Origin of the sequence: Draconibacterium orientale, from assembly GCF_900111425.1 — a bacterium.
Taxonomy (GTDB): Bacteria; Bacteroidota; Bacteroidia; order Bacteroidales; family Prolixibacteraceae; genus Draconibacterium; species Draconibacterium orientale.
In genome coordinates, this window is record NZ_FOHT01000024.1 from 77,038 (window position 1) to 89,928 (window position 12,891).

At 45.8% G+C, this 12,891-nt stretch carries 9 protein-coding genes; all 9 read left to right on the top strand.

Annotated features, from left to right (window positions below; genetic code table 11):
* The first annotated feature begins 168 nt into the window (after positions 1 to 168).
* The 9 genes from BMW53_RS13715 to BMW53_RS13755 all read left to right on the top strand — a co-directional run bounded on the left by BMW53_RS13715 (position 169) and on the right by BMW53_RS13755 (position 12,285).
* Complete coding sequence (locus BMW53_RS13715) at positions 169 to 1,800, top strand: sialidase family protein (protein ID WP_051567877.1); 1,632 nt, start codon at positions 169 to 171, stop codon at positions 1,798 to 1,800.
* 15 nt (positions 1,801 to 1,815) lie between these two features.
* Positions 1,816 to 3,780: a family 20 glycosylhydrolase gene (locus tag BMW53_RS13720; protein ID WP_081804845.1), complete on the top strand. Its 1,965-nt coding sequence runs from the start codon at positions 1,816 to 1,818 to the stop codon at positions 3,778 to 3,780.
* 12 nt (positions 3,781 to 3,792) lie between these two features.
* Entirely contained in the window at positions 3,793 to 5,934 is a 2,142-nt protein-coding gene (locus BMW53_RS13725) for a GDSL-type esterase/lipase family protein (protein ID WP_081804844.1), read from the top strand.
* A 1-nt stretch (position 5,935) separates the two neighbouring features.
* On the top strand, positions 5,936 to 6,610 hold the full coding sequence (locus BMW53_RS13730; protein WP_038559599.1) for a GDSL-type esterase/lipase family protein: 675 nt from the start codon (positions 5,936 to 5,938) through the stop codon (positions 6,608 to 6,610).
* Positions 6,611 to 6,650: 40 nt separating this feature from the next.
* Entirely contained in the window at positions 6,651 to 7,580 is a 930-nt protein-coding gene (locus tag BMW53_RS13735; RefSeq protein WP_038559596.1) for a dihydrodipicolinate synthase family protein, read from the top strand.
* Positions 7,510 to 8,754 (top strand): Kelch repeat-containing protein, encoded by a 1,245-nt coding sequence (locus tag BMW53_RS13740; protein ID WP_081804843.1) that lies wholly within the window; start codon positions 7,510 to 7,512, stop codon positions 8,752 to 8,754. Before BMW53_RS13735 ends, BMW53_RS13740 begins: the two co-directional genes overlap by 71 nt.
* A 24-nt stretch (positions 8,755 to 8,778) precedes the next feature.
* Positions 8,779 to 9,948, top strand: a complete 1,170-nt coding sequence (locus BMW53_RS13745; protein ID WP_038559594.1) for a n-acyl-d-glucosamine 2-epimerase — start codon at positions 8,779 to 8,781, stop codon at positions 9,946 to 9,948.
* Between the two features lie 6 nt (positions 9,949 to 9,954).
* On the top strand, positions 9,955 to 10,722 hold the full coding sequence (locus BMW53_RS13750; RefSeq protein WP_038559592.1) for a creatininase family protein: 768 nt from the start codon (positions 9,955 to 9,957) through the stop codon (positions 10,720 to 10,722).
* 300 nt (positions 10,723 to 11,022) lie between these two features.
* Positions 11,023 to 12,285 carry an MFS transporter gene (locus BMW53_RS13755; protein ID WP_081804842.1) on the top strand — a complete coding sequence of 421 codons (1,263 nt, stop codon included), beginning with the start codon at positions 11,023 to 11,025 and terminating at the stop codon, positions 12,283 to 12,285.
* The last annotated feature ends 606 nt before the right edge of the window (positions 12,286 to 12,891 follow it).

The following is a 12,891-nucleotide window of genomic DNA, read 5'->3' on the forward strand; positions in this document are numbered from 1 at the left end:
AATGATGCCCCTGACCTTAGATTTCGATAATTACCGATTAGTCTTTATAATTGCTCAACAATAAATAAATTAAGATGCAACAAGCATATCAAACATATTTCATCCGCGAGGATAATTTTTTTAGTGCGAGTTTCATCTTTTACCTTTGAAATCAAACAATTTAACAAAATGAAAAATTACCTGCTTATTCTACTAGCCGTATGCGGAATGTACATCTCCGGATGTACCCCAAAAATCCAGAACGAAATAGAAGGCGCAACCAACGCTTCTGTCAGTCAAAAAAGAGTTCCGCTATTTTTGGACCGCGAAAATCCCGAAGTTTTTCAACTAAATCTCGGCATTGAGCAGGGCATTACTTTCAACCTTAAAAACATTACCCTCGTACTTACCGAAGGCAGTAACGCTGAAATGCTGAAATCACTTAGTGCGAAATGGACTGCTGCTTTTAGCAACGACACCATAACTACAAATTATGCAACAGACTTTCTTCTTGCCGGTAATGAAATAGTACTTGAAGGCGATGCAGTACTTACCTCCGGAAACCATACCCTGGCTATTCAGTTTCAGGTGAAAGATGATGCCGTATTAACACAGCATTTTTCAGTTGAAAAAGCCATTTTAACATTGGGCAACGAACGCCTGGCCATCGACGTTGAGCAGCCTTTTGCTTTCCGTCCCGCAAAGGTGGTACGCGCTGCCGGTCAGGACAATTGCGACACTTACCGCATTCCCGGATTAGTTACAACCGACAAAGGAACGCTGATTGCCGTTTACGATAACCGCTACAACAACAGCAAAGATTTACAGGAAGACATTGATATAGGTATGAGCCGAAGTACCGATGGCGGACAAACCTGGGAACCCATGAAAGTAATTATGGATATGGGCGAATGGGGCGGTTTGCCGCAGGAGTTAAATGGCATTGGCGATCCCAGCGTGTTGTACGATCCTGTAAACCACACCATTTGGGTAGCCGCAGTTTGGATGAACGGATTCGACAAAAGTCAAATGGGCTGGTGGGCTTCAAAACCCGGAATGTCGCCCGAGGAAACCGGCCAGTTTATGCTGGTAAAAAGTACCGACGACGGATTAACCTGGTCGGAGCCAATTAATATTACCGAACAAATTAAAGACCCGGCGTGGCAGTACCTGCTGCAAGGCCCCGGAAAAGGAATTACACTGGCAGACGGAACCCTGGTGTTCCCGGCACAGTTTAAAGCCGAACTGGACGAAAAAGCAATTGATGGCGGCCCTTACACGCCACATTCTACACTGATATACAGCAAAGACGGCGGCGAAACATGGACCATTGGAACAGGTGCCAAAACAAATACGACCGAAGCACAGGTGGTAGAATTAAGCGATGGCAGCCTGATGCTGAACATGCGCGACGACCGCAACCGAAAAGATAAATCGGAAACAAACGGTCGTGCCGTTGCCATTACAAAAGACCTTGGTAAAACCTGGGAGATCCATCCTTCGTCGAATTCGGCACTGCAGGAACCGAATTGTATGGCCAGTTTGATTGCTACTGATTTAACCTTCGATGGAGCAGACAAACGAGTGCTGTTCTTTTCAAACCCAAATAACAAAAATCATCGTACCAACATGACCATAAAAGCCAGCCTCGATGAAGGAATCACCTGGCCCGAAGCCGCTCAGGTAGAACTTAACGAAGCCGGTGGCTTTGGCTATTCGTGCATGACTATGATTGATGACGAAACCGTTGGGATTCTGTATGAAGGGGTAAAAGAACTTTATTTTCAGAGCATTCCTGTTGCGGATATTTTACAACAATAAAAAGTTAATGCCTCAATGAACTTAAACCGAAAATATTACCCATACCTTACAATTCTATTAGTTGTTGGAATACTCTTTTCATGCAGGAGTAAAAATGATTTTACTCCTGCTTTAATCCCCATGCCACAACAAGTGGAATGGCGCACGCAACAGTTTAACCTGGCCGACAGCAGCCAGTGTTTTGTGCAGCGCATTGTTCCCGAAATCCCCGAAGTTCAACTGAATAATAACGAGGCTTATCGATTAAGCGTTTCAGCCGATTCGGTGATTCTGGAAGCCACAAGCGAAACCGGAATTTACCGCGGCCTGCAAACTGTAAAACAGCTGGTTTTCGAAAAAAATGGAAAACGTTATCTGAAAGGCTGTGCCATTATTGACTGGCCGGCTTTTCGCATTCGTGGTTTTATGCAGGATGTGGGCCGGAATTTCCAGCCCTTGGATATGCTGAAAGAGCAAATCGATGTATTGGCAGCCTACAAGTATAACGTGTTTCATTTTCACATGACCGAAAATCCGGGTTGGCGTCTGGAGAGCAAAATCTATCCGCAGTTGAACGCGGCGGAAAGTATGACACGTGAAAAAGGAAAATTCTACACTCAGGAAGATTTTAAAGAACTGGTGGCTTACTGTCAGGAACGAAAAATTACGCTCATTCCCGAGTTCGACATTCCCGGGCACAGTGCTGCTTTCCGCAAAGCAATGGGCTTTGAAACCATGAGCGATCCGCATGTACAGCCGGTTTTAATCAACCTGGTTGACGAATTGTGCAGCCTGGCTCCGGCAGAGGTTATGCCTTACATTCATTTGGGAACCGATGAGGTATGGCACGACTACGAAAGACCGGCGCCAACGCTTTTGCCGGCGCTGCTTGAGCGGGTAACGCAACACCATGGCCGCGAACTCATTGTTTGGCGTCCGGGGCAGCATATCGAAGGAGATTCGGTTTCCATTACGCAATTGTGGTCGTCGAACGGGCATCCGAAACCGGGGCACCGTTATATCGATTGCCGCTTAAACTATGTCAACCATCTCGATCCACTGTCGGGCATCACTCAGTTGTACTTCGACCACATTAACGGCGCTGCCCACGGCGATTCGCTGCGAATGGGAGGCATTTTCTGTTGCTGGAACGACAACAACGTAAACGAGGCTTACGACATTCTGGTGCAAAATCCGGTGTATCCGGGAATTGTTACCTACGCCGAAACTTCGTGGACCGGCCAGAAAACCGATTTTGGCGAGAACTATCTGGCTATACTGCCGGAAAAAGGAAGTGAATTATTCAATGAATTCAGTGCATTTGAAGAGCGGTTGATCGAACACCGCGATAAATATTTCGCTGGCAAACCTTTCCCTTATGTGAAACAAACAAACACGAAGTGGAAGGTGCTGGGGCCGATAGCGAATGGTGGCGATATTAATGCTGCGTTTTCGGTGGAAGATACCTTGCAGGAAACGTACCAAATTGATACGGCCACTTACACCTGGCAGGGGCCTTTTGTTGGCGGCACCATTCAATTGACACACTACTTTGGCTATCCGTCATATTTCCCCCGGGAAGAGGGAACCTATTACGCGTACACCCAAATTTGGTCGCCACAGGAGCAAACGGTTGGAGCCTGGATCGGATTTCACGACTGGTCGCGCTCGGCAGGCCGCCGGGGAGGCCCGTTTCCGCAAAATGGCGAATGGCACAATACCCATCCGAAAGCCTGGCTGAATGGCGAACTGATTGCCGCGCCAAAATGGAATAAACCGGGACTGGCCAGCAACACCGAAGAAATTCCATTCACCGACGAAAATTACTTTTTCAGAAAGCCGGCTTCCATTCACCTGAAAAAAGGTTGGAACAAAGTGCTGCTCAAAATTCCGGTGAAAAAAGATACATGGAAACGTATGTTCACTTTTGTGCCCGTGCAGGATGATAATGGAACCATAAAAGAAGTTGAAGGCCTGAAGTTTTCAGCTGAAATAAAATAAACAATTCAGCAAATGAAATTACAAAAAATAGTACTGTTGGTTATTTTGGCGATGCTCCTGACGGGTATCGGCCGAAATGCGGATGCTATTTCATCACACCAAAATGTAGAAAAGAAAATAAAAGTAGCCTGTGTGGGGAATTCAGTAACACGCGGCTATTTGCTGAAAAATCCAGAGCGCGATTCGTATCCCTCGCAGTTACAGCGTTTGTTGGGCGATGCTTACGAGGTGCAAAACTTCGGGCACAGCGGAGCCACGCTTTTAACCAAAGGGCACCGTCCGTATATGGAAATGCCCGAGTATCCCGAGGCCCTGAAATTTGATGCCGACATTATCATTATTCATCTTGGTTTGAACGATACCGACCCGCGGAACTGGCCCAATTACCGCGATGAGTTTGTGCCGGATTATATGGCGCTGATCGATTCGTTTCGCACGCACAATTCCAGCAATCCACAGGTGTTCGTTTGCAAAATGACTCCTATTTTTAATACGCACCCGCGTTTTAAATCCGGCACCCGCGACTGGTTCTGGCAAATTCAGGATGCCATCGAACAAGTGGCAAAAAACAGCAAAACGGGTTTAATCGATTTGCACCCGGCGTTGTACGGCCGCCCCGAGTTATTTCCCGATGCCCTTCACCCAAATGTGGAAGGAGCCGGAATTTTAGCGCAAACCGTTTACGAAAATATTACGGGCGATTTTGGCGGATTGAGCCTGGCGCCGGTTTTTATGAACCACATGGTACTGCAGCAAAAGCAGCCCATTCCGGTGTTCGGAAAAGCCAACAGCGGAACCAAACTTACGCTGACTTTTGCCGGGCAAAAAAGAACGTTTACCGCCAACGAACATGGCGAATGGTCGGTAACTTTTGATGCCGTTGCTGCCGGGGGACCTTACGAGCTGAAAGTAACTTCCGATTCTGAGGAATCCATTACGTTTAACGATATTTTAGTGGGCGAAGTGTGGGTTTGTGCCGGACAGTCGAACATGGAATTCCAGATGCAGCAGGCGAACGATGCTTCAACGCTGATTGACAATGCGGCAGACTTTACCAATCTTCGCCTCTACAAGTTAAAAGACCTTGCCCGTACCGATAATAAAAACTGGGACTCTACCACGCTGGTAAAAGTAAATCAACTTGATTTTTTTGATGGCGAATGGAAGCGCAGCAATTCCGGTGATGCAGCCACATTCTCGGCAATTGGCTATACGTTTGGCCGACTGTTGAATGAAAAACTGGATGTTCCGGTTGGACTGATACAACTCAGCGTTGGAGGCGCACCGGCCGAAGCGTTTACCGACCTCAAAACGCTGGAGTTCGACCCGTACATGGTGGATGTACTGAACAACTGGAAACACAACGATTTTATACAGGGCTGGTGCCGCGAGCGGGCAGCTACCAACATTGCACTGGCCGAAAACAAACTGCAGCGTCATCCCTACGAGCCGGCATACATATACGAAGCCGGTATGTCATTCGTGCAAGGAATTCCGGTGGCCGGAGTCATCTGGTACCAGGGCGAGTCGAATGCCCACAATGCTGAACATTTCAGGCATGCTTTTTCGGCGCTGGTAAAATCGTGGCGCTCGGCGTTTAACGATGCAGAAATGCCTTTCTATTTTGCACAGTTATCAAGTATCAACCGTCCGTCGTGGCCATATTTCCGCGAAACACAACGGGAGCTGGCGCTTACTATTCCCAACACAGCGATGGTGGTAACGAGCGATTTGGGCGATTCGCTGGATGTGCATCCGAAGCATAAAATCGAAATTGGCGAACGTTTTGCCAACCTGGCTTTATCGCGCAATTATGGGATGCAAGACGTTCCGGATGGTGGCCCGCAAATCAGCACGGTAACGCAGGAAAATGGAAAAGTAATACTTTCATTTTCGCAGGCAGCGCAGTTAAAAACTTCGGATGGTGAAGCGCTTCGCGAGCTTGAAGTGGCCGGAACAGATGGTCTTTTTCATCCGGTTGTGGCAACGCTGAAAGACAATAAAATCATTATCGATTCAAAAGATAAAATAATAGAACAGGTTCGTTACGGCTGGAAACCTTTTTCCAGGGGCAACCTGGTAAACGAAAACGGCTGGCCGGCCTCAACTTTTTGCGTTGAATGCCCGGATTCGTGCCCCACTAAAACAAAATAATATGCCAAACCTGAAAGTCATAACAATCATCTTTTTTGCCTTTTGTTTCTTACCTCAAGTAAAGGCACAGGAAACAAAAAAGGCATTTCAATCGACGTATTACGAACAGCGGCGAACGCTGTTTGAAAGTCTTCCAAATACCAAAAAAGAAATCATTTTTCTGGGAAACAGCATAACAGACGGTAGCGAATGGGCCGAGCTTTTTCAGAATAAAAGAATAAAAAACCGCGGCATTAGCGGCGATGTCACCGAAGGAGTGTTGTTTCGTTTGAATGAAGTAACCAAGTCGAAACCGACAAAAGTGTTTCTGTTAATCGGTATAAACGACCTGGCAAGGGGAATTTCGAAAGACACCGTTTTTAACAACATCTGCAGAATTGCGGAGCAGATTAAAACCGATTCGCCAAAAACACAGCTTTACCTGCAGAGCATTTTACCTGTAAATCCCGAATTCGGGAAATTTGCCGGGCATTGTTCAAAAACTGAGGAGATAATCTGGATTAACAAACACCTGAAAGACTGGAGCGCCGAAAACAATGTTCGCTTTGTGGATTTGTTCGCGGCATTTAAAAACGACAGCAACAACTGGATGAATCCGATTTATACCAACGACGGATTGCACCTGAAAGGCGAAGGCTACCGGGTTTGGGCAAAAACAATAAAAAGACATTTATAGACCATGAAATTGGTTAGTAATAAAATAAAAGACAATAATTATGAGTATAACAATTAGTAAATTCGAAGGCTTAGTAGCTGCTCCGTTTACACCAATGGACAAAAGCGGAGAAGTAGTGTATGAAAAAATTTCGGCCTATGCCGAATTGTTGGACAAAAACAAGGTAGTTGGCGCATTTATAAACGGTTCTACGGGCGAAGGTGTTGCCCTGAGCCAGAAAGAAAAAATGAAAACTACCGAAGCGTGGGTAAAAGCAACGTCGGATAAAAAACAGCTTAAAACCATTAACCTGGTTGGTGGCACATCGTACCAGGAGTGTATCGAGAATGCACAACATTCGGCCGAGGCAGGTATTGATGCCATTGCTTTGCTGGCACCGTATTATTTTAAACCGGGAGCTGCCGGTCAGTTGGCCGAGTTTTGCGCAAAAGTTGCCGAAGCCGTACCCAATATGCCGGTGTATTTTTACCACATTCCGGTGTTAACAGGCTGTAATGTGTCGATGTTCGACTTTGTACAGGAAGCCGATTCAATGATTCCTAACTTAGTTGGAATTAAGTACACACACGAAGATTTTATGGATTTCCAGAGCTGTATGAACTTTAAAAATGGTAAATACGATATGCTGTGGGGACGCGACGAAAACCTGCTGTCGGCATTGGTATTGGGAGCACGCGCCGGTGTTGGAAGTACCTTTAACTACGCAGCACCATTGTATTACCAGCTTATTGATGCTTTCGACAAGGGCGACCTGGACAAAGCACGTCAGTTGCAACAATTGTCGATCGACATGATTCGCCTGTTGGGCAAATACGGTGGTATTGCAACCGGAAAAGCCTACATGCGTTACATTGGTTTTGAATGCGGCGAATTCCGTTTGCCGATTAAAAATATGAGCAATGAAGCATACAAAGCGTTTGAAAAAGATGTTCAGAAATTACAAATGCAGGAACTTTTCAGCACCCTTTAAGCGAAAAGTAAACCTGATTTTATTACTCATGCTGGGAGGTATTATTTTACAATGCTCTCCCGGCGAAAAAAATACAACAATGAAAATCAATTGGGGAAGTTTGCCAGATATACCACCGGCCACCGGGCAGCAGGAACAAAAAGGGCTTGCAGGTGCTTTGGCCGGTGTATCTTCCGGGATGTTGATTGTTGCCGGAGGTTCCAATTTCCCGGATTCCTTTCCGTGGCAGGGAGGAACAAAAACCTATTACAACGATATTTTCGTTTTTAACCTGAACGAAAAGGATGCGGCATGGCAGGTGGCCGATAACAAACTTCCGCAGCCGTTGGCTTATTCAGCCTGTGTGTCGGTGAATGACGCTGTTATTTGCATTGGTGGCGAAAACGTGAACGGGCCTGTTTCCGATGTTTTAAAACTGAAGTTCGATCAGGGCGAAGTGCAAATCAGCAGCCTGCCCGATTTTCCCGTAGCCGTTTCAAATGGCGGCGCGGCAACTATAGGATCGGTGGTTTATGTGGCTGGAGGCTCAGGAAAAGATGGGAATATCTCGTCGTTGTATTGCGCCGATGTGGCCAAAGCTGATTTCCAATGGGAAGCACTTCCCGACATGCCCGGCCCATTATCCAATGCCGTGGTAGTAAGTCAGAACGACGGAAACGAAGATTGTATTTACGTTTTGGGAGGCCGCAACAGAGAGGGCGAGCTCAGCACATTTTTTAGTTCGGTGCTGAAATATTCACCTGCTAAAAAAGTATGGGAGCAGGTTGGCGATATCGCTCAGGATAAGAATAACCCGGTAACTCTAGCCGCCGGAACAGGCGCTGCTGTGGGGGAAAATCACATCCTGCTTTTTGGCGGCGATAATGGAACACTGTTCAACAAAACCGAGGCCTTTCTCAACGCTGTTGCTGCAGCCGAAACGCCCGGTGAAAAAGCGGAAATCAACAGCCGGAAAATTAAGCACCTGGAAAGCCATCCGGGATTTAGCAAGCAAGTATTTTTATACAATACGCTTAGCAACGAATGCCGGGAGACTGCCACATTGCCCTTCCCGGCACAGGTAACTACCCTGACGGTAAAATCGGGGAACCGGATATTTATTCCGAACGGAGAAATCCGCCCGGGTGTGCGCACTCCGAAAGTTACTTTCGCCGAAATTTCGGTTAACAAATAGAAATAATGGTTTAAACGGAAAGAGATGGATTTTAAAATTTTATCAGAACAATATAAGAACGAGCTGCTGAACAAAGTAGTTCCCTTTTGGGAGAACAATTCGCTCGACAAAGAATTTGGCGGTTATTTCACCTGCCTGAAACGCGACGGTGAAGTGTTTGATACCGATAAATTTATTTGGCTGCAAGCCCGCCAGGTATGGATGTTTGCCAAATTATACAACGAAGTAGAGCAAAAACCGGAATGGTTACAGATTGCGCTTGATGGTGCTGAATTTCTGCAGAAATACGGCCACGACGGCAAGCTGAACTGGTATTTTTCGCTTACCCGCGAAGGAAAACCGCTGGTGCAGCCTTACAATATTTTTTCCGATTGTTTTGCAACAATGGCTTTTGGACAGCTGAGCAAAGCCACCGGAAACGACGAGTTTGCTGCGATCTCAAAAGATACCTTTCAGAATATTTTAAAACGAAGCGACAACCCCAAAGGCGACTACAATAAACTGGTGCCCGGCACCCGCCCATTAAAAGGATTTTCGCTGCCCATGATTTTGTGTAACCTGGCGCTTGAAATCGAGCATTTGCTGGACCCCGAATTGGTAAACAGCACTGTGGAGAAAGTGTTGCACGAGGTGATGGAGGTGTTCTACCAGCCCGATTCGGGACTGATTCTGGAAAATGTAAATCCCGATGGAAGTTTTTCCGATTCGTTTGAAGGACGCCTGTTAAATCCGGGGCATGCCATCGAAGCCATGTGGTTTATCATGGACTTGTCGGAACGCTTGAAAAGGCCGGAGCTGGCACAAAAAGCGGTTGACATTGCATTGCGAACGCTGAAATACGGCTGGGACGAAAAATTCGGCGGTATTTTCTATTTCCTCGACATAAAAGGAAATCCGCCGCAACAGCTTGAATGGGACCAGAAACTCTGGTGGGTACACATCGAAACATTAATTACGCTGATTAAAGGCTATGCGCTTACCGGAAACGAAGAATGTTTGGCCTGGTTTGAAAAAGTACACGACTATTCGTGGGCGCATTTTGCCGACGCAGAATACGGCGAATGGTATGGCTACCTGAATCGTCAGGGAGAAGTGTTGCTGCCCTTAAAAGGCGGGAAATGGAAAGGTTGTTTCCATGTACCACGTGGCATGTTCCAGGTGTGGAAAACGCTGGAGAAACTGAATGAAAAATAAAAAAGCATGAGTAAACAGACGTATAATTTAGCAGCGAGCTGTTGGGCCGATGTGAAGGATGAAACATACGATGTAGCTATTCTTCCCTGGGGTGCTATTGAACCTCACAATTACCATTTGCCTTATGCAACCGACGTTTACGAGTCGGACGCAGTTGCTTTGGAAAGCGCCCGGCTTGCCTGGGAGGAAGGTGCCAGATCGGTTGTTCTTCCCGCAGTACCCTGGGGCGTTAATACCGGGCAGCTGGATTTGAAATTGTGTTTAAACATGATGCCATCTACGCAAATGCTTATCCTTAAGGACATGGTTGAAAACCTTATGCGCCATGGTATTAAAAAGCTGATTATTGTTAATAGCCACGGAGGTAATATTTTTACACCAATGATCAGAGAGCTATCGGTAACTCACCCGGAGGTTTTTATTTGTACGATTGACTGGTGGAAAGCTTTTAACGCAGAAGCGTATTTTGCCGAACCGGGAGATCACGCAGGGGAACTGGAAACAAGTGTAATGATGCACATCCAACCTGACTTGGTTTTACCAATAGAAATAGCCGGAGACGGGGCTTCAAAAACATTCAAAACGGAAGGTTTAAAGAAACGTTGGGCGTGGGCTCAACGGGAATGGACTTCAATTACGGAAAGTACCGGCGTTGGAAACCCGAAGCAAGCCAGTGCCGAAAAAGGCGAACAATTTTATAAAGATGTAACGAAGAAGATTGCAAAGTTTATCGCAGAACTTTCATCGGCTGATTTAAATGACATGTATGAATAATACCAGTTTTTTTACCTGATGAAAGCTGAAAAACAGACAGCAAAGGAAAATAAACCACTATGCCCTGAAAAGACATAGGTTTAGAATTGAATGAAATTAAAAATGAACAAAGAATAGGATATGAGTATAAAGTAATGAGTAGTGCGAGAAGAATACAGACACGAACAAGTTTCTCAATACTCAAATCTCTGTACTCAAATCTACTTCCTTTTAAAATGGAAATTTACAGAAACTAGAGTAGCTGCAATAAAATTGCAGGGTTTTAACCATTGACTAGAAAATAAATCAAAACGAATTAAAATGAATCAAATCAAAGAAAAATCATATTATCCCTGGGTAGTTGTAGGCCTGTTGTGGGTAGTAGCTTTATTGAACTATATGGATCGTCAGATGCTTTCAACCATGAAAGTATCGATGATGATCGACATTCAGGAACTGGAAACGGCCGAGAATTTTGGCCGCCTGATGGCAGTATTCCTGTGGATTTACGGATTGATGAGCCCGGTGGCCGGCATTATTGCCGACCGCGTGAATCGCAAGTGGCTGATTGTTGGCAGTCTGGCCGTTTGGTCGGGCGTAACCCTGTCGATGGGCTACTCCAGTAATTTCCAGGTGTTGTATGTTTTGCGCGCCATTATGGGCATTAGCGAAGCACTTTATATTCCTGCAGCACTGGCACTTATTGCCGACTACCACGAAGGACGCACCCGCTCGCTGGCCATTGGTATTCACATGACCGGTTTGTATTTGGGGCAGGCAGTTGGTGGCTTTGGTGCTACCGTGGCGCACGAGTTTTCGTGGCAAACCGCGTTCCATTCCTTTGGGTTGATTGGTATTGCTTACAGTCTTGTGCTTGTTTTTTTCCTGCGCGAGAAAAAAGATCGCTTTGCCAGTGCGCCGGCAACAAAAGAAACATCAGCTGTTAAAAGCGGTGGTTTTTCATCCATCACCAAAAGTTTAGGCATGCTGCTCGGAACCATCAGTTTTTGGGTGATTCTCTTTTATTTTGCAGCGCCAAGTTTCCCGGGGTGGGCAACAAAAAACTGGCTTCCAACCTTATTCTCCGAAAGCCTGGGCATGGACATGGCAAAAGCCGGACCGCTGGCCACCATTACCATTGCTGCCTCGTCGTTTATCGGGGTAATATCGGGAGGTATTTTGGCCGACCGCTGGATTGGTTTTAACGTGCGCGGGCGCATTTATACCGGCGCTATCGGACTTTCGCTGATGATTCCGGCCTTGCTCTTGCTTGGCATGGGACAAGGATTTGCCGGCATTATTGGTGGTGGCGTTTTGTTCGGAATTGGTTTTGGAATGTTCGATGCCAACAATATGCCCATTCTTTGTCAGTTTGTTTCGCCACGCCATCGTGCCGCGGGCTACGGACTGATGAACCTTACCGGGGTATTTGCAGGTGCGTTTGTTACCGAATTGCTTGGTAAATCAACCGATTCGGGCAACCTGGGCCGCGACATGGCTATGTTGGCCATTCCGGTTGCAGCCGCAGTTATTTTGCAGCTCCTGGTATTAAAACCAACCACAGCCAATAAGGAAAACGATTAGACTGCTACTGTTTTTTTTGACCGACGAAATAATTCACTTAAAAAACCTGAATGGGGAATTCAGAAGCAAGAAAGGCTTCAGGAGACTACCTCATTCAGGTTTTTTTATGCTATTTTCTGAGATTGGCAATCATCCCTATCGTTGGCCTGCACTAATTACCTTAACACTAAGGCAGATAATGCTTACTAGAAATAAGTTTATTTCGTAATGTAAAACAAAATTTATGAATTATAGGTGATCCAATATTTTTAGATCAATTTGGGTCACATGAAATTTCTGGGGGAGCATAAATTTTGTCATTTTCACTTTTTAACGATAAATGAACTCATAAGGAAGTCAATATATGGAATTAATAGGACTTCATAACTCTTTCTACCCTTTTGTTCCCGACGTAAAGTACGGGATTTCCCAAGCTTAACTGTCGACATTTTCCCTTATAAAGGGAAAACAGTTTTTTAGTAACCGGAAGAGGATTTGGTGCTGCTATTACAGTTTCCTAACAACAGGCTCTCCTCGTGAGGGGAGCTCCCGAAAGGCTGTATGTTTGTAAAAGTGCATAAGCATCCAAGTTTTGTAAATTAGTTTTTGCGAAACAAAAAAAGATGA

Excerpts from the sequence above, each read along its gene's own strand:
- BMW53_RS13715 (WP_051567877.1), top strand. The coding sequence starts at position 169 with ATGAAAAATTACCTGCTTATTCTACTAGCCGTATGCGGAATGTACATC.
- BMW53_RS13720 (WP_081804845.1), top strand. The coding sequence starts at position 1,816 with ATGAACTTAAACCGAAAATATTACCCATACCTTACAATTCTATTAGTT.
- BMW53_RS13725 (WP_081804844.1), top strand. The coding sequence starts at position 3,793 with ATGAAATTACAAAAAATAGTACTGTTGGTTATTTTGGCGATGCTCCTG.
- BMW53_RS13730 (WP_038559599.1), top strand. The coding sequence starts at position 5,936 with ATGCCAAACCTGAAAGTCATAACAATCATCTTTTTTGCCTTTTGTTTC.
- BMW53_RS13735 (WP_038559596.1), top strand. The coding sequence starts at position 6,651 with ATGAGTATAACAATTAGTAAATTCGAAGGCTTAGTAGCTGCTCCGTTT.
- BMW53_RS13740 (WP_081804843.1), top strand. The coding sequence starts at position 7,510 with ATGAAGCATACAAAGCGTTTGAAAAAGATGTTCAGAAATTACAAATGC.
- BMW53_RS13745 (WP_038559594.1), top strand. The coding sequence starts at position 8,779 with ATGGATTTTAAAATTTTATCAGAACAATATAAGAACGAGCTGCTGAAC.
- BMW53_RS13750 (WP_038559592.1), top strand. The coding sequence starts at position 9,955 with ATGAGTAAACAGACGTATAATTTAGCAGCGAGCTGTTGGGCCGATGTG.
- BMW53_RS13755 (WP_081804842.1), top strand. The coding sequence starts at position 11,023 with ATGAATCAAATCAAAGAAAAATCATATTATCCCTGGGTAGTTGTAGGC.